Origin of the sequence: Shewanella sp. AS1, assembly GCF_021412565.1 — a bacterium.
Classification (GTDB): Bacteria; Pseudomonadota; Gammaproteobacteria; order Enterobacterales; family Shewanellaceae; genus Shewanella.
In genome coordinates this window covers 1-16,781 of the sequence record NZ_JAKCLJ010000008.1, presented here as the reverse complement: position 1 = coordinate 16,781, position 16,781 = coordinate 1, and the positions used below count along the sequence as shown (strand labels likewise).

The 16,781-nt window shown below is 50.4% G+C and carries 16 protein-coding genes; 9 read left to right on the top strand and 7 right to left on the bottom strand.

The features are described from left to right. Nucleotides 1–65: 65 nt before the first annotated feature. The 5 genes from csrD to LZP69_RS11445 form a co-directional block, all read right to left on the bottom strand. A complete protein-coding gene (gene csrD, locus LZP69_RS11465) occupies nt 66–1,976 on the bottom strand; it encodes an RNase E specificity factor CsrD (protein WP_234200730.1) in 1,911 nt (636 codons plus the stop codon). A 206-nt stretch (nt 1,977–2,182) separates the two neighbouring features. Continuing rightward, nucleotides 2,183–3,430: a malic enzyme-like NAD(P)-binding protein gene (locus LZP69_RS11460; protein WP_234200729.1), complete on the bottom strand. Its 1,248-nt coding sequence runs from the start codon at nt 3,428–3,430 to the stop codon at nt 2,183–2,185. 191 nt (nt 3,431–3,621) lie between these two features. Continuing rightward, complete coding sequence (locus tag LZP69_RS11455; protein ID WP_234200728.1) at nt 3,622–4,395, bottom strand: thermonuclease family protein; 774 nt, start codon at nt 4,393–4,395, stop codon at nt 3,622–3,624. Nucleotides 4,396–4,577: 182 nt separating this feature from the next. Beyond that, entirely contained in the window at nt 4,578–4,790 is a 213-nt protein-coding gene (gene rpmE, locus LZP69_RS11450) for a 50S ribosomal protein L31 (protein ID WP_025009259.1), read from the bottom strand. Between the two features lie 189 nt (nt 4,791–4,979). Beyond that, on the bottom strand, nt 4,980–5,729 hold the full coding sequence (locus tag LZP69_RS11445) for a FimV/HubP family polar landmark protein (RefSeq protein ID WP_234200726.1): 750 nt from the start codon (nt 5,727–5,729) through the stop codon (nt 4,980–4,982). 202 nt (nt 5,730–5,931) lie between these two features. Here LZP69_RS11445 and priA point away from each other — a divergent pair, with 202 nt between their 5' ends. The 3 genes from priA to LZP69_RS11430 all read left to right on the top strand — a co-directional run bounded on the left by priA (nt 5,932) and on the right by LZP69_RS11430 (nt 10,607). Continuing rightward, the gene (gene priA / locus LZP69_RS11440) at nt 5,932–8,127 is read left to right on the top strand and encodes a primosomal protein N' (protein WP_234200725.1); all 2,196 of its coding nucleotides are present in this window, start codon (nt 5,932–5,934) and stop codon (nt 8,125–8,127) included. Between the two features lie 149 nt (nt 8,128–8,276). Next, the gene (gene argS, locus LZP69_RS11435) at nt 8,277–10,022 is read left to right on the top strand and encodes an arginine--tRNA ligase (RefSeq protein ID WP_234200723.1); all 1,746 of its coding nucleotides are present in this window, start codon (nt 8,277–8,279) and stop codon (nt 10,020–10,022) included. A 15-nt stretch (nt 10,023–10,037) separates the two neighbouring features. Further along, the gene (locus LZP69_RS11430) at nt 10,038–10,607 is read left to right on the top strand and encodes an SPOR domain-containing protein (protein WP_234200721.1); all 570 of its coding nucleotides are present in this window, start codon (nt 10,038–10,040) and stop codon (nt 10,605–10,607) included. 265 nt (nt 10,608–10,872) lie between these two features. Here LZP69_RS11430 and LZP69_RS11425 read toward each other — a convergent pair whose 3' ends face one another. Beyond that, nucleotides 10,873–11,649, bottom strand: a complete 777-nt coding sequence (locus LZP69_RS11425) for a hypothetical protein (protein WP_234200720.1) — start codon at nt 11,647–11,649, stop codon at nt 10,873–10,875. A gap of 451 nt (nt 11,650–12,100) precedes the next feature. On the opposite strand from LZP69_RS11425, the gene hslV reads away from it, so the two are divergent. The 6 genes from hslV to LZP69_RS11395 all read left to right on the top strand — a co-directional run bounded on the left by hslV (nt 12,101) and on the right by LZP69_RS11395 (nt 16,604). After that, nucleotides 12,101–12,625 (top strand): ATP-dependent protease subunit HslV, encoded by a 525-nt coding sequence (hslV, locus tag LZP69_RS11420; RefSeq protein ID WP_234200719.1) that lies wholly within the window; start codon nt 12,101–12,103, stop codon nt 12,623–12,625. Nucleotides 12,626–12,652: 27 nt separating this feature from the next. Then, complete coding sequence (gene hslU / locus LZP69_RS11415; protein ID WP_234200718.1) at nt 12,653–13,978, top strand: HslU--HslV peptidase ATPase subunit; 1,326 nt, start codon at nt 12,653–12,655, stop codon at nt 13,976–13,978. Nucleotides 13,979–14,065: 87 nt separating this feature from the next. After that, on the top strand, nt 14,066–14,458 hold the full coding sequence (locus tag LZP69_RS11410) for a gamma-butyrobetaine hydroxylase-like domain-containing protein (RefSeq protein ID WP_234200717.1): 393 nt from the start codon (nt 14,066–14,068) through the stop codon (nt 14,456–14,458). A gap of 15 nt (nt 14,459–14,473) precedes the next feature. Further along, nucleotides 14,474–14,908 (top strand): DUF3859 domain-containing protein, encoded by a 435-nt coding sequence (locus LZP69_RS11405; RefSeq protein ID WP_234200716.1) that lies wholly within the window; start codon nt 14,474–14,476, stop codon nt 14,906–14,908. Nucleotides 14,909–14,989: 81 nt separating this feature from the next. Beyond that, entirely contained in the window at nt 14,990–15,856 is an 867-nt protein-coding gene (locus tag LZP69_RS11400) for an AraC family transcriptional regulator (protein ID WP_234200715.1), read from the top strand. A 124-nt stretch (nt 15,857–15,980) separates the two neighbouring features. Next, a complete protein-coding gene (locus LZP69_RS11395) occupies nt 15,981–16,604 on the top strand; it encodes a transposase domain-containing protein (protein WP_234200714.1) in 624 nt (207 codons plus the stop codon). Here the strand turns inward: LZP69_RS11395 and LZP69_RS11390 are convergent. Continuing rightward, nucleotides 16,523–16,781: integrase core domain-containing protein (locus LZP69_RS11390; RefSeq protein WP_234200712.1), on the bottom strand; the 259-nt coding region annotated here is incomplete at its 5' end. The genes LZP69_RS11395 and LZP69_RS11390 overlap by 82 nt on opposite strands.

The following is a 16,781-nucleotide window of genomic DNA, read 5'->3' as shown; positions in this document are numbered from 1 at the left end:
GGACACATATCTAGGAGTTATATAAAAAGTGACAAAATTTAAACTTTGTTATAATGCCAAGGCGTCTACTCGCGTTCCTCGACCGGATCGCCAAAGAAACTCCCCTGCCCGGCGCCTATGCCTAAAATTTTCAAAGTTTGCCACTCTTCGAATGTTTCGATTCCATCGGCATAAAACTGGACGTCTGAACGGTATAAGCCGCCGATCAAACTGCGGATAAACAACTGATTTTCCTGACGCAGATGTATCTGTCTCACGATTGAGCGGTGCAGTTTGATGATATCAATCTGACAACTCTTGATATATTCCATACTCACCACTTTCTGACCCACTCGGTCGACACATAAAGTGGCGCCCATCTTTTTGATCATATTCAGGTTATCTTTCAGCTTATCGATATTGCTCACTAAGATATCTTCGTTGACCTCGAAAATCAGCTTAGGCACCAGATGGCGGTATTCTAATAAGCTAGTGGTGAGCCAACGAATAAACGCTCGGCTTGTCAGGGTATCCAGACTCAGGTTGATGCTATAGCGTGCCTGACTATTTTTGGGGTTGAGTAAGAGATCAAACAAGACGCTTTCTATCACCTGCCGCTCTATCTGCGGTGTCAGTCCACACTTAATCGCCATAGGCAGAAACAGGGTCGCACGCACCAAGTTACCGCTGTTGTCTCTCAGCCTGCATGACACCTCGCGGTGATGCTCCCGCCCATCGCTATCCACCACAGGCTGGGAAAATGTCACCACGCGCTTATTGACCAAAACATATTCCAGGAAGCTGCGCCAACGAACCGAGCCTCTGGCAAACTCCTCATCCAGCACACCTTTGTCATACATAAACCAGCTACTGCCCCCCTGAAACTGGGCGGCCCTCAGCGCCATTTCAGCCTCTTCAAATAACTGCTCTTTTGACTCGCCGACCTTGAAGTAAGCCACACCAATGTGGAATAGATCGTCGCGGTTATCCACTCCATCCAGCACCTGAGACAAGCACACCTTGAGCAGTTTGGCTGTCAGTTTTTCTACATCCACAAGGGAGATCTGCGGTACCACTATCGCCAATTGCTGATGGGAACGCCGTGCAAAAATGCTGTTGGCCTGACTGTCGAGTATCTGGCCTATACTGCTGATGGTTTGTGTAAAAAACTCCCTGATATGGGCTTCGTCGAACTCATGCTGCCAAAGCGCTTGATCGTTTACCTCAAGTAACAACAGGGCGCCAGGGGCCATCATGCCATTCTGATCGCTAAGGGCATCGAGACGATTCTTTAAAAACAGGCGGTTACCTATTCCGGTTTCAGGATCCAAGAAAGTGTTAGAGCGAATAAACTGATCGAAACGCGACCGCTGTTTTCGGGCATCTTCCAGCTCCAGCAACATGCGGGTTAGGGCCCGGTTGATCAATCTGGGACGGCCACTGGCACTCTCGGCCAGCGCCCTATCGTATTCCCCAGACAGTATTAGGTGGCTGCGCTTAGCCAGGTCTTCCACCCCTTTGAGTTGCTGCCTTAACCAGAGATAGCCCCAACGCACAAACAGCCCAATTGCACTCAAGCCTAGCAGTAAGATCAGAGCGCCCTGCCAGGTGACATTATCCCAAAGCTGCGGGCGGTTAACCTGGAGTTCAAAAGCCAAGGCCATAGGGCCGGTAACCTTACGATCATATTGGATCACGTTTTGCGAAGGCGTCTGGCTGTCATACTCGAAGATGACCTCGCCCTGACGTGTGAGAGTAAAACGCTGGGTATGATAGGCCGACAATATCTGGGGTAACCAGAGCTGCAGGTGTTTAAGCTGATGCTGCTCATGCTCAAACAGTATGGTTTCCAGCTTTGTCACCTGCTGTTGCTGGGTTTTGTAGGAGAGCTGAACAAAACTAAAAAAGGAGATGATCAGAAAAATAAAGGCGACGGCAGCAAGGGATAAAAACCAGAAGGCTGTCAATTTCTTAGTTAACAATTCGGTCAGTTTCATTTCCGCTTCCTGCAGGATTATTCTTATTCGTTGGTACTGCTTACATCGAGTAAAATGGGCAAAATTAGATCAAGAGTATTTAAATCAATCGCTAAATTTACCATAAAAATCAAATATGCCAATCAAGTTACAGCCATTCAGCCCATTGAGCAAAGTACTTATGAAAAAAAAGGGCCATTAAGGCCCTTTTTTCAGTTATTTATGGCTCAGTCCTGATAATGGGCGGGTAGCTGCTTAATCGCGGCCACACCCGAATCGATCGCCGCCTGGGCCACAGCCTTAGCAACTCTATCCAGTAAACGGCTATCCATTGGCTTAGGGATCACATAATCGGGACCGAAACTCAATTCGGTCACATTCGGATAAGCTGCTAACACCTCTTGGGGTACAGGCTCCTTGGCCAGATCTGCAATAGCATGCACAGCCGCCAGCTTCATCTCATCGTTGATCTTTGATGCCCGTACATCCAGGGCACCACGGAAAATAAAGGGGAAGCAGAGCACATTGTTCACCTGATTAGGATAATCGCTGCGGCCTGTACCCATGATCAGATCATGCCTTGCGTCACGGGCTGTTTCAGGTCTGATCTCAGGATCTGGATTAGAGCAGGCAAAAATCACTGGATTTTCAGCCATCAACTTCACATCTTCCGCCTTAAGCACATCGGCACCCGACAGACCTAAAAACGCATCGGCACCTTTGATCACATCCTGCAGTGTGCGCTTATCTGTGTTGTTCGCAAACAGCGCCTTATACTCATTGATATCTTCACGACGAGTATGAATCACCCCTTTACGATCCAACATATAAACGTTTTCGCGCTGCACACCACACTTCACCAGCATAGTCATACAAGCAATCGCTGCCGCACCCGCGCCCATGCAGACAAAAACAGCCTTATCGATCGCCTTACCCTGGATCTCCAGCGCATTGATCATACCCGCGGCTGTCACAATGGCGGTACCGTGTTGGTCATCATGGAACACAGGCACGTTACAACGCTCGATCAGGGCTTTCTCTATCTCAAAGCACTCGGGCGCCTTGATATCCTCTAAGTTAATACCGCCGAAGGTATCGGCAATCGCCTCGACTGTGTTGATAAACTCCTCGGCAGTGCGATGTTTCACTTCGATATCTGTGGCATCGATATTAGCAAAATGTTTAAACAACAGCGCCTTACCTTCCATCACAGGCTTAGAAGCTAAGGGGCCTAAGTTGCCTAACCCTAGGATGGCGGTACCGTTCGAAATCACCGCCACTGTGTTGCCTTTAGCCGTATATCGATAAGCTGTCTCGGGATCGGCTGCAATTTCACGCACCGGCTCGGCCACGCCAGGGCTGTAGGCCAACGCCAAATCCATACTGGTCTGTGCAGGTTTAGTCAGAGTGACTGCTGTTTTTCCTGGAACGGGAAATTCATGATAGTCGAGTGCTTGTTGACGAAAGTCGGCCATTTTAATAATCCTGAAAATGCGGCAAATAAGTCAGTAGTGAGGTCTTAATCTTTGATCGCCAGTAAACCCGACACTTTCATCGGAAAACATCGAACTGACCAGCGTAATCTTTGGGACGCTAAGATACTAGAAATAAGCTATTTTTTAAACAAAAGATTATAAAATTCGGCTTTATGATAAAACAAAAACCTCTAAGGCTCGTTTAATAGGATTATCTGGGAAGGATGATGCGTAATTATCTGCCATTTACCGTAAGAAAAATACAGTTCACCCTTAATAATTATGGAGGTTTTAAGTAAATTAATTGTTAAAACCTGCGTGAAACTTGGACTTAGTTCGCTGGGCACAGTTATATGCAGTTTTTCATCGACAATTAATGACCAGTTCTGATCTTTTCTTTCAAGGTTGGTCACAACTCCTCTGATCTCTATCCAATGATTGAGATCATCACGGCTTAACTGCTCAACCGTCTTAGTTTGATACTCTAGATAACGCCATAATCCCAATTTTGCCTCTCTGGCCGACTGCTCGACTCTGTCCAGACATTGCCAGAAGTAATCATTCAGATAAACGCGGGCCTTGGCATATCCTTGGCTTAGCATCATCTCCTGTAGATGCAGCTTCTGTTCTGTATATACATAAGCCAGCGTCTTACCCTTAGAGTCGAGTCGCTTATTATCAAAGGCGAGGTAAAGCGTCTGTTTGTCACTGAGTTGCTGGGCAAGAAACTGGCGCGACTGATTGGCAAACGGCTCAGAAAGCTCAGGATATTGCGTATCAATTGTCGGTGCCTTGATGCCAATCAAGCGCACTATGCGTCCATCGGTAAGCGCTAAAGTCTCGCCATCGATAACATGGCTTAATTGCACAGTTTGATCAAAGTGGGTTGGAATACAAAGGCTTGGCTCTGCTCGAACGGAAAAAAGGGCACAGAAAAGTAACATGCCGAGTCCAAATTTAGTCATGCGATCCCTCCTTATGCACCACTTTAGCTTATACACTAAAACAGCTGGCTCACGGGATCTACCCGGTTCCGACAAATCAGCTCAGCAGATCAGACTTTGAATAATCGGGCGCTTATTAATTTCAGGCAACAAAAAAGGCGCTATCAATAGCGCCTTTTCTCGTTTCATCGCCTAAGCAATGATTACTTCTTGCCAAGCATACCGAAACGCTTGTTGAACTTGTCGATACGTCCGCCTGTATCAACAACTTTCTGAGTACCTGTGTAGAATGGGTGACATGCACCACAAACGTCCAAGTGCAGTGCTTTGCCTGCAGTTGAGTTTACTTTGATCACGTTGCCACAAGTACAAGTTGCAGTGATTTCTGCATATTCAGGATGGATACCTGGTTTCATTGGGATTACCTCAAGTTAAAGGCCATGTCGCACTTCCAACCCGAAGTCGGACACCACATGCAGTTAATAGAATATTTAGGCGCGAGATAGTACAGGATAGCAGCAATAGTTACAAGCCCTGCTTACACCTTGACAGTCATAAGCTAGAGATAGGCTAGAAACAGGCTAAAGATTGCATGCCTTTTAGGCTCACATGGCCTCAAATGTCTGTTTTGCCAACTCAGCATCCAGATAACGCTGTTTCACCTCAGATGAAGGGCAGTTCAACCTGACATCGGCCCTTAGGCCATGAATATCACCGCGGTTAAACGCCTTAGGGTTAGCATCAAAGATCGCCAGCATGGCGCCATAGGGGCTCAAGTTCCACTGCCCGCTGTACTGACTGGCAAGGCGCCACAGCGTCTGTCCACCTTTATAATTCAGCTGGCAATGCGCTTCGATTGACTGAGGGTTAAGCTGGCCGGATGATCTCATAGTCGAGCTAGCCAGAGGGGCATCTGTATGAGATAAACCTGCCCGAGATATACCTGTCTGAGCTAAGCCCGAGTTCGCCGCAGCAACCTGAGTCAGATCGGCGCTTTGAGCATCAAACAGGGCAATGCGCTCCACATCCACCCAGCGGTTAACCTGATACTCTTTCACAATAAGCTGCGCATCCGGGTCGGTCACATCCTCTATGCCGGTCACCTCCAGCAGATAATCCGAGAGGGGTCGCACCATCAAACGCTCGGAGCCACTGCGCTGGGACAAAATAAACTGCACCCTGTCCAGCTGAGTATCCTGCGCCACTATATTAATCTTAAATTTGGGATAGGCGCCGAGGACAAACTGCTGTTGATTAATACTTACATGACTAATATCCGCCCAGGCACCAAAACTGCCCAAAACCGCCCCGCCCCAAAGCGCGCCAAGTAACAGAGTGTATGTTAATTTTTTCATGCCGTCCTCATTCAGATAACGTCCATCAATCTTAATGCCTAATGCCCCTCTCCATTGCATTTAAGTGTAGGCCAAGCTGTTAACAAGACTTAATTTTTAGTCATAAAAGCCGTTGCGCCTGCTAACGGGCTTAAGATAGGGCTAGCCCTGACCAACTCCCCTAGTTACACTATCGAAACCTTAAGTTGAGTCAGCCATCTCTATGCCCCAATTTGTCGAAGTTGCCTTGCCCGTGCCCATGCGTCAGAACTTCAGCTATCGCGTTAATGATAACGATAGCGCCCTGATCGCCATAGGCGTGCGCGTTAAAGTGCCCTTCGGCCGCCAGCAGTTAATCGGATTAGTCACTGGGATCAGCGACAGCTGTGACTTGCCCCCGACGCAGATCAAATCTGTACTCGAAGTGTTAGACCCAGAACCTCTGCTGAACGAATCCCTCTATAAACTGACCCTCTGGGCGGCGCGCTACTATTTTTGCAGTGTTGGCCAGATGCTCTCCCAGGCGCTGCCGGTTGCCCTGCGTAAAGGCGCTCAGCTCACCACCCCAAGCACACGTTTCTGGTCTCTAACCGGCAAAGGCAGCAGTGCCGATCTCGATACCCTCAAGCGCGCACCGGCGCAGCGTAAAGTGATGCAACAGCTAAGAGAAGGTGAACTAACTCAGGAAGAGTTCGATGCCTTGGGGTTGAGTAAAACCGCCCTCAAGGCCCTGCAGGAGAGAGAATGGGTCGGTTTTAAAGACAGGGAAAATAGCCTAGATCTGGGCTGGCGTGACACCCTCACCTTAGGCGAAGAACCCCACAGGCTCAATGCCGAGCAGGCCATAGCCGTGGCCACCTTGACTCAGCAGAGCGGCTACCACTGCACCCTGCTGGAGGGGATAACCGGCTCGGGCAAAACTGAGGTCTATCTGGCGCTGCTGGAAACTGTGCTCAAACAGGGAAAACAGGCACTGATCTTAGTGCCAGAAATTGGCCTTACGCCCCAGACCATCAGCCGCTTCAAATACAGATTCAATGTGCAGATAGCCGTGATCCACTCGGGGCTGACAGATAACCAGCGCCTCAACGCCTGGCGACAGGCGCGCTGTGGCGAGGCGGCCATCATTATCGGCACCCGTTCGGCACTCTTCACCCCTATGCGCTATCCAGGACTGATCATCTTAGATGAGGAACATGACAGCAGCTTCAAACAGCAGGAGGGGGTCGGCTACCATGCCAGAGATCTCGCAGTGATGCGCGGCCATCTGGAGCAGATCCCTGTATTACTTGGCAGCGCCACCCCTTCGCTGGAGACCTTACAAAATGCCCTGTCAGGACGTTATCACCACCTGAGCCTAGGCGAGCGCGCTGGCGCCGGCCAAAAAGTCCGTCAGGGAATCGTCGATATTCGCAATCAGCCGCTAAGACACGGCCTGTCTCAACCCCTGCTCAATGAGATGCGCATGCACCTGGATGCCGGTAATCAAGTATTGCTGTTTCTTAACCGCCGCGGATTTGCCCCTGCGCTCTTGTGCCACGAATGTGGCCATCTACACGAGTGCGATCGCTGCGATGCCTTTTTTACTGTGCATCAATCCTTGGGGGAGATCCGCTGTCACCACTGTGGTAATCAATACGCTATTCCCAAGCAGTGTCATCAGTGCGGCAGTACCATGTTGATGGGGCAAGGCGTGGGCACAGAGCAGCTTGCCCAGGCGCTGTCCAAGGAGTTTCCTAAATACCCTGTGGTGCGAATCGACAGGGATACCACCAGCCGTAAGGGCGCACTTGAGGATCACCTCAACGCTATCCATAAGGGAGAGTATAAAATTCTGGTCGGCACCCAGATGCTGGCCAAGGGGCACCATTTCCCCGACGTCACCTTAGTGGGGCTGCTGGATGTGGATGGCGCCCTATTTAGCGCCGACTTTCGCGCGCCGGAGCGTTTCGGCCAGCTCTACACTCAGGTCTCGGGACGTGCAGGCCGGGCGAGCAAGGCGGGCACTGTACTGCTGCAGACTCACCAGAGTGACAATCCCATACTGCGCGAGCTGATGCATAAAGGTTATGGGGAATTTGCCCGAGGTCAGTTGGAAGAGCGCAGACAGGCACTGCTGCCACCGGCCTGGCATATGTTGCTGCTGCGCGCCGAGGCCCATAATCCTCAGGATGCCGATGATTTTCTTGGTCAGGTGGCGGCCATATTGCCCCAGAATAAAGCGTGTGAGGTCATTGGCCCCATGCCCGCGCCTATGGACAGAAAAGCCGGTAAATATCGCCGCCAATTGATGTTCCAGACACAAGAGCGCAGCCAGCTGCAACAGGCTTTCGAGGCGGCATTGCCGCAGATTGAGGCCCTGCCATTAGCGAAGAAATGCCGCTGGAGTCTGGACAGAGACCCACAAGACCTGCTCTGAGGGTGACCTGGGTAAAATTCTGCCAAATTGACCATGAATTTGCCGCCAAAGGATAGCAATTCACCCCCATAAACGGCTAGAATACGCGGTTATCCCTGAGTCTTTTTATCTTAGTTCTATTGAACTTTGCTACTGTCGATTAAACGCCCATGAAATCACATATTCAATCTTTGCTCGAACAAACAATTCACAGCCTCAAACAGCAAGAGATCATTCCTGCAGACTTTGACGCGCGTATTCAGGTCGATCGAACCAAAGACAAAACCCATGGTGATTTTGCCACCAACCTCGCCATGATGTTAACGAAAGTGGCGCGTAAAAATCCCCGTGAAATCGCTCAGCTGATCATAGATAACCTGCCTCAAGACAGCCAGGTGGCCAAGGTAGAGATCGCCGGTCCCGGTTTTATTAACTTCTTTATCGACGAAAACGCCTTAGCCAATCAGCTGATGACGGCCCTTAATGACGATCATCTGGGTGTCACGCTGCCAGAGCCACAGACAGTGGTGGTGGATTACTCTTCCCCCAACCTCGCTAAAGAGATGCACGTGGGCCATCTGCGCTCCACCATTATCGGCGACAGCGTGGTGCGGGCACTGGAGTTCCAGGGACATAAAGTGATCCGTCAAAACCATGTCGGCGACTGGGGTACCCAATTTGGTATGCTGCTGGCTTACATGGAAGAGCTTCGCGCTCAAAATGGCGAGCAGGCGCAAGTGGAGCTGTCGGATCTGGAAAGCTTCTACCGTGCCGCCAAGGTTCGTTTCGATGAATCGCAAGAGTTCGCCACCCGCGCCCGTCAACTCGTGGTTGAGCTGCAGTCGGGCGACGAATACTGCAACAAACTGTGGCGCGAATTTAACGACATCTCTTTGAGTCACTGCCATGAAGTGTATGAGCGTCTCGGGGTCAGTCTGACCCGCGCTGATGTGCGTGGCGAGAGTGCCTATAATGACGACCTTGAACAGGTGGTTATCGATCTCGACGCCCAGGGACTCTTGTCTGAAAGTAATGGCGCCAAGGTGGTATTCCAGGATGAGTTCCACACCAAAGAGGGCGAGCCTCTGCCTGTGATCATCCAGAAAGCCGATGGCGGCTTCCTCTATGCCACCAGCGATCTGGCCGCCATGCGTTATCGCTCTAATGTACTCAAGGCCGATCGCGCGCTTTACTTCGTGGATCTGCGTCAGGGACTCCATTTCCAGCAGGTCTTCAGTCTGGCGCGCCAGGCGAATTTCGTTAAGCCTGGGATGAGCCTAGAGCACATGGGCTTTGGCACAATGAACGGCGAAGATGGCCGCCCATTCAAGACCCGCTCTGGCGGCGTAGTCAAATTGGTGGATCTGTTAGCGGAAGCGGAAACTCGCGCCCTTGAACTGGTTCGCAGCAAGAATCCGGATATGGAGCAGCAAGAGCTGGAGCAGATAGCCAAAGTGGTTGGTATCAGCTCAGTAAAATATGCCGATCTATCGAAAAACCGTGCCAGCGACTATATCTTCAGCTTCGAGCAGATGCTGAGTTTCGAAGGCAATACCGCCCCTTACCTACTGTATGCCTACACACGTGTTGCCGGTATCTTCAAACGCGCCAGCGATGTGGATCTCAGTCAGGCCAGCATCAAGCTTGAGCACGACAAGGAGAAAGAGCTGGGCACTAAGCTGGCTCAGTTTGGCGAAGTGCTTAATCGTATGGTCGATAAGGGTCAACCTCACGCACTTTGTGGCTATCTGTTTGAACTGGCAGGCGCCTTCTCCAGCTTCTACGAAGCCTGCCCGGTTCTGGCTGCCGACTCTGATGAAGAGCGCAACAGTCGTTTGTTACTGGCAAAACTTACCGCCAAAACATTGAAACAAGGCTTGGATCTACTGGGTATCGAAACCTTGGAACGCATGTAATATAAGGCGAGTAAGATGAGCAATAAGGACTACGCTAACAGAAGACCGGCGAAGAGGAGAGCGGCTAACGTAAGTAAGCGTAAAGCCCCGCAGAGACGTTTTCCTTTTCTGCTGTTTATCATTACGGCGGGATTACTCGGCGGTTTTGGCTATTTTCTCTGGAGTATTAATAACAGCGCGCCCGATACTGAGGTTAAGACTAAGGTAGTTGAACCCAAGGCTCAGCCTAAGACGCCACAGAAAGATCCTAACGCCCTTCCTCCTAAACCTAAGGAGGAGTGGACCTATCAGCAGGAACTGGAAAATAAACAGGTCGAAGTCGATATTCCCGAGGATACTCAGCCAACGCGTCCCTACCAGATGCAGTGCGGCTCCTTCAGAAAAGAGACTCAGGCCAATGAGATGAAGGCGATGATCGCTTTCCAGGGACTCGAAGCTCAAGTTCGCCGGGCAGAAGGTAGCAACGGTGTCTGGTATAAGGTAGTTTTAGGCCCTTATGATCGCAAGCGGGCAGCAGAAAGACAGCGTCATATACTGCAACGCGGCGGTTTAAACGGCTGTCAGATCTGGTTTTGGGAAGGCTAAGGCTTTGCTACAAACTCAAAGCACAAACCATTTAATATATTGATATATAAATAAAAAGCCAGCAATCACTTGCTGGCTTTTTTGATCAAAACGAGTGTCAAAACAGTAAAAAAACTGTCAAAAAAAGCAAAGAGTACCAATCATTCAATACCAAAGTGGAGAGAGAACTTTAATACACCTATGACTGATACCCTCTGAAAGCCCCGGTAAACTTGCCATCATGACAAACTCAATATAGTTAGTGAATGCTTACCAACAACTCAATCTAATATTGAGTAATTGTCGCCGTATTCCCCGCTCCACCACTCTGAGTAATTGAAGCCATATCATTCCAACCATACTGGCTTATACTCGCGTTATTAGGATTACCACCAACCCCATAGCCTGATTGAGTAATATGGGCAACATTACCGATACTGAAATCCCCTTGAGTCACACTAGCGTTGTTATAATCGCCACCTGACTGGTCGACAAAAGCTTCGTTATGCCAACCTCCCTGATCCAGATCGGCGTAACCATGGTCGCCCATCTGATCCACATCGGCATAGTTATCCCAACCACTCTGCATCACATCGGCGGTATTATATTGACCACTTTGATCCACATAAGCTTCCTGCTCAGAACCTGTCTGTATCACATCGGCGGTCAGGTAACCATTATGAGCCCAACTGCCACTTTGATTCACACTGGCATACTGATCTTCTCCTGACTGGTCAATTGTGGCCGAAGAGAATGCCACAATATTCTGACTTATTTGTGCGTCGAGATTATCACCACTTTGAGTGATTGTAGCGCTCACTTCATAGGTGCCCCACTGATCAATAGAGGCTTGGTGATTGTCACCAAACCCCTCCAACTGAGTGATTTGGGCACTGCTATATTGTCCAAGGGTGTCAATGGTCGCGGTTTTACCAAAACCAGCCTGGGTGATGGTTGCCGTGTTATTTGAACCTTCTTGAGTTGCGGTTGCCGTATTTGCATATACATGGGCAGAACTAACGGCCATTGCGATCGCGGCGGCAAGTGGAAGTAACTTAGTCATGAGTAATATCCTTTACTGTGATTAATATCGTGCTAGTCCTTCAGCGACTAGCCTAGCTATTGTTCATCCTGTTTCACCTTAAGCAGACGGCAGAAAACGGCTGCCTGCATAATGTGAGTCCCCCTCGGCCTAGCAACTCATCGAGCTTGGTGATGAGAGCACGAAACCTGAGGTATCGACGCCCAGCTATTAACTAGTGCCAACAGGCAGAGTATGGAAGCCGACTCCCGTTTCATCATCGAGCTAAGGTATTAAAGCTCATCACCGACTGGCTATATTTCAACTTACGCACCCCCACTTTAGTACTAAGTCCCGCGTCATACTTTTCCAAAAAGTCAGCATTTATCATCCCATTGGGTTTTGCCCTTGAATTATTCGAAGCGCCCCCCATATTTACACTATTGTTCAGCGCACGGGTCTGCTGCCCGGCGGCTAGAAAAGAGGAAATATCGTGACCACAATCGTTTCAGTACGTCGCAACAATCAAGTTGTCATCGCCGGTGATGGCCAGGTCTCACTGGGAAATACAGTGATGAAAGGAAACGCCAAGAAGGTACGCCGTCTCTACCACAATAAAGTGCTGGCGGGATTTGCCGGTGGCACCGCCGATGCATTCACCCTGTTTGAACGCTTTGAGGCCAAGCTGGAGATGCACCAGGGGCACCTGATGCGCGCCGCGGTCGAGATGGCCAAAGATTGGCGCACCGACAAGATCTTACGCAAACTCGAGGCGTTATTAGCCGTGGCCGATACCGAGTGTTCCTTGATCATCACAGGTAACGGCGATGTGGTGCAGCCAGAAAACGATCTGATCGCCATCGGCTCTGGCGGTAATTTTGCTCAGTCGGCGGCCATCGCCCTGCTGGAAAATACCGATCTCAGCGCCCGTGAAATTGCCGAAAAATCCTTGACCATTGCGGGTGATATCTGTGTGTTCACCAACCAGTTCAAGACGATTGAAGAACTGAATTACTAATTTAGGTAACTGAATTAAGGGAAAATTATGTCTGAGATGACCCCCAGAGAGATTGTCCATGAGCTGGACAGCCACATCATAGGTCAGCAAGCGGCCAAACGCTCGGTTGCCATCGCATTACGTAACCGCTGGCGCCGCATGCAGCTCGATGCCGAGCTGCGCCAGGAAGTCACACCCAAGAATATTCTGATGATTGGCCCAACCGGTGTGGGTAAGACAGAGATCGCCCGCCGCCTGGCCAAACTCGCCAAGGCGCCTTTTATTAAGGTGGAAGCCACCAAGTTCACTGAGGTGGGCTATGTGGGTAAGGAAGTGGAGCAGATCATCCGCGATCTCACAGATGCGGCCATCAAGCTCACCCGCGAAGAGCAGATGACCAAGTGCAAGTTCAGAGCCGAAGAGGCCGCCGAAGAGCGCATTCTCGACGCCCTGCTGCCTAAGCCGAAAGAGGATTGGGACAGCGAACCTAAGAGCGACTCCTCGACCCGACAGGTCTTTCGCAAGAAGCTGCGTGAAGGCCAGCTCGACGACAAAGAGATCGAGATAGATCTCGCCGCGCCTCAGGTCGGGATTGAGATCATGTCGCCTCCCGGCATGGAAGAGATGACCAATCAGCTACAGAGCATGTTCCAGAACATGGGACCGGGTGCAACCAAGCGCCGTAAGATGCCGATCAAGGAGGCCTATAAGCTGTTGGTGGAAGAGGAAGCGGCTAAGCTGATCAATGCCGAAGATCTCAAAGAACAAGCCATCGATCTGGTCGAGCAGCACGGTATCGTGTTCCTCGACGAGATAGACAAGATCTGTAAGCGCGGCGACACCTCGGGGCCAGACGTTTCCCGTGAAGGGGTACAGCGCGACCTACTACCTTTGGTTGAAGGCTGCACAGTGACCACCAAGCACGGCATGGTGAAAACCGATCACATACTGTTTATCGCCTCGGGCGCATTCCAGATGTCTAAGCCCTCGGATCTGATCCCAGAGTTGCAAGGCCGCCTGCCGATCCGCGTCGAGTTGCAGGCGCTGACCGCCAATGACTTTAAGCGCATTCTTACCGAGCCTCATGCCTCGTTAACCGAGCAGTATGTCGCCCTGATGGCCACCGAAGGGGTCAAGATCGAGTTCAGCGAATCGGGTATCGAGCGTATTGCCGAGGCGGCCTGGCAGGTGAACGAGCGCACCGAGAATATCGGCGCCCGTCGTCTGCACACAGTCATGGAACGCTTGATGGAAGATATCTCCTTCGAGGCCTCGGATAAGTCCGGCTCGACAACTATGATCGATGCCGATTATGTCAACGCACATCTGGATAACCTGGTGCAGGACGAAGATCTCAGCCGCTTTATCCTGTAAGCTTAAGCGACAAACTATGTGGGTCAGCGTTTGGCCCACATTTTTTCCTACACTTAGATCAACACCTCTCAATCACGGGTAAACACCATGAGTGCTACATTTTCCCCCAAGGTCAGCGGATTAAAACTCAAGCGTAAATCACGCCTGCTGGAAGTCAGCTTCGATGACGGCAATACCTATACCTTAAGCTGCGAGTTACTGCGGGTCTACTCCCCTTCTGCCGAGGTGCATGGCCACGGTAATCCTGTGCTGGTGACCCACAAGAAAAACGTCAACATAGCTGCCATCACACCCGTGGGTAACTATGCGGTGAAAATCGTGTTCGACGACGGCCACGATACCGGCCTCTACTCCTGGAAGGTGTTGCACGACTTAGCCACCAATCAGGTGGATCTGTGGCAAAACTATCTCGCCAGACTGCGCGCCGCCAAGGCCAGCCGCGAGCCCATGATAGAGATGGCCGTTAAGTACCATAACTAAGGAACGGATTTACACGTGTCTAAGCTCAAAGCCGATGTCACTCTCCTGCAGGCTGGGATCTTTAGCAAATGGGATGAAGAGAGTGAACAGCTGCCGAAATTTTTACAGGCGACAATCCATGTGCCGGCGCAAATCGATATCGAATTTGGTTTCGTGGCACAGATTAAGAAGGCCAAGAATCAACTGCTGAAATACTGCATCTATCATCCGGACATTCCCGATGACAATGGCAATATTCGCCCGCCGTTCGAGGGCGAGCTCTATGTCGAGTCCAATGACTGGAAGTTCTTTCTCGGCGATACCATCTGGGCTCCCGAGCACAATAAGGTGGGCAAGTGGCGCATGACGCTAGAGCTTCGCGGCAAAATTGTCGCCGAAAAAACCTTTAATGTGCATCACAAGGATGAGCAGAGCCAGATCGCCGCCTTCTGGAAACGCCGCGGACTCTAATTTTAACATCTGAGCAATTTGAGTCAGGTATCAGCCAGCGGGGCCGAGTAGACTGGCCTCTCACTTGAAATTGGGTCCGATATGAATACACAAGCCAGTCAAGAGTACAACAAACGCATTGAGACAGTTTGTGATTATATTGCCCGGCATTTAGACAGGCCTTTGAGCGTCGAGTCCCTCAGCCAAGTGGCCCACTTTTCTAAATACCACTTTCACCGTCAGTTTCAGGTGTATACCGGCATCAATGTGGGTAAATACATCAGCCAGTTGCGCCTCAAGCGGGCCTCGTACCGGCTGGTGTTTCATCCCGAGGTCAAGATCACCGAGATCGCCCTCGATGCGGGGTTTGAAAACAGCGAGTCCTTCTCCAGAAGTTTTAAGGCGCAGTTTCAGCAGACCCCATCCCAATTCAGGCTGAGGCCCAAATGGGAACAGTGGAACGCCCACTATGCCAAGGCCAACATAATCAGGAACCACAAGATGAAAATCGAACTGACCCAAAGAGACCCCATCAAGGTCGCAGTGCTCGAACACAGAGGCAGCCCCGCCACACTCAATCAATCGATCCAGCGGTTTATCGCCTGGCGCAAACAGACGGATGAATCACCGGTCACCACCAGCCAGACCCTAGGCGTGCCCTTTAATGACCCCAATAACGTGCCGCCCGAAGCGTTTCATTTCGATATCTGCGGCTCAGTCACTCAGGATGTGGCGCCCAACGGGTTTGGGGTGATCACTAAGATTATTCCCGGTGGCCGCTGCGCCGTGATCCGTCATCAGGGGCCCCACGATCAGATGGACGATAAAATTTATCAATTCTACCGCGAATGGTTACCACAGAGCGGCGAGGAGCTGAGAGACTTCCCCCTCTACTTCGAGTACCACAACTTCTTCCCGGAAGTGGCGGAACATGAGCTGGTAACCGACATCTATTTCTCATTGAAATAAGCGCTAATCGGATAACCCCCAATAAAAAGGCGACCCCAGAGGTTAATGTCGATCGTTTTAAGTAATTGACCGATCCAGAGCAGACGCCATAATCGGTCTCAACATTGTTGAGACCGATTTTTTTATGTCCGAATTTTCTAAAGAGTTACAGATCACCGCCGAGTTTTGCCAAGAGCGTCATCTCAACGCCTTTGCTAAACATATTCCGCTAGCCTGGGTAGAAGAAGCCGTTAAGCAAACGGGCAGAGCGTCTGTCCGTAAGCGTCGTTTTCCTGCGGAGCAAGCGGTATGGCTAGTGCTAGGAATTGCTTTGCTGAGAAACCGCTCTATTCAAACGGTCTGTGACCGACTTGAACTTGCGTTCCCAGATGCCAAAGGTGACCTTCCTCCGTTGGCGACCAGTAGTATTATCAAGGGCAAAGAAAAACTGGGATTTGAACCCATGCGTTATCTGTTCAAACTCACTGCGGCGCAATGGGATAAACAAAGTGAATTTGAGCAATGCTGTGGGTTGAAGCTGATGAGCGTGGACGGTACTTACTTCAAAACCCATGATACAGAAAGTAATCGCGCTTTTGGCTATGTGCAAAAATCAGCGTCATTCCCTTCAGTGCTTGCTGTCACCTTAATGTCCACTAAAACACATTTAGTCTCCGATTGTAGTGGTCAACTAAAATTGGCCACGGTTTTGTATTCAAGCCAGTATCTTCGCTCTGACTCATTGGGTGTCAGCCCACCGTTATATTGATGTGGTCTCAGCTGACTGTAATACCCCGTCACATATCGCGAAATTTCACCCTTAGCCTCACCGATATCCCGATAGCCGGTCATCGGTATCCATTCTGTTTTTAAGCTTCTAAAGAAGCGCTCCATCGGGCTGTTGTCCCAGCAGTTTCCTCGTCGACTCATGCTCTGCTTAATCTGA

What these genes read in the sequence shown, in the direction of transcription:
- LZP69_RS11400 (WP_234200715.1), top strand. Translation starts at nt 14,990, where the DNA reads ATGAATACACAAGCCAGTCAAGAGTACAACAAACGCATTGAGACAGTT.
- LZP69_RS11425 (WP_234200720.1), bottom strand. Translation starts at nt 11,649, where the DNA reads ATGACTAAGTTACTTCCACTTGCCGCCGCGATCGCAATGGCCGTTAGT.
- LZP69_RS11460 (WP_234200729.1), bottom strand. Translation starts at nt 3,430, where the DNA reads ATGGCCGACTTTCGTCAACAAGCACTCGACTATCATGAATTTCCCGTT.
- LZP69_RS11430 (WP_234200721.1), top strand. Translation starts at nt 10,038, where the DNA reads ATGAGCAATAAGGACTACGCTAACAGAAGACCGGCGAAGAGGAGAGCG.
- LZP69_RS11455 (WP_234200728.1), bottom strand. Translation starts at nt 4,395, where the DNA reads ATGACTAAATTTGGACTCGGCATGTTACTTTTCTGTGCCCTTTTTTCC.
- LZP69_RS11395 (WP_234200714.1), top strand. Translation starts at nt 15,981, where the DNA reads ATGTCCGAATTTTCTAAAGAGTTACAGATCACCGCCGAGTTTTGCCAA.
- LZP69_RS11410 (WP_234200717.1), top strand. Translation starts at nt 14,066, where the DNA reads ATGAGTGCTACATTTTCCCCCAAGGTCAGCGGATTAAAACTCAAGCGT.
- csrD (WP_234200730.1), bottom strand. Translation starts at nt 1,976, where the DNA reads ATGAAACTGACCGAATTGTTAACTAAGAAATTGACAGCCTTCTGGTTT.
- rpmE (WP_025009259.1), bottom strand. Translation starts at nt 4,790, where the DNA reads ATGAAACCAGGTATCCATCCTGAATATGCAGAAATCACTGCAACTTGT.
- hslU (WP_234200718.1), top strand. Translation starts at nt 12,653, where the DNA reads ATGTCTGAGATGACCCCCAGAGAGATTGTCCATGAGCTGGACAGCCAC.
- LZP69_RS11445 (WP_234200726.1), bottom strand. Translation starts at nt 5,729, where the DNA reads ATGAAAAAATTAACATACACTCTGTTACTTGGCGCGCTTTGGGGCGGG.
- argS (WP_234200723.1), top strand. Translation starts at nt 8,277, where the DNA reads ATGAAATCACATATTCAATCTTTGCTCGAACAAACAATTCACAGCCTC.
- priA (WP_234200725.1), top strand. Translation starts at nt 5,932, where the DNA reads ATGCCCCAATTTGTCGAAGTTGCCTTGCCCGTGCCCATGCGTCAGAAC.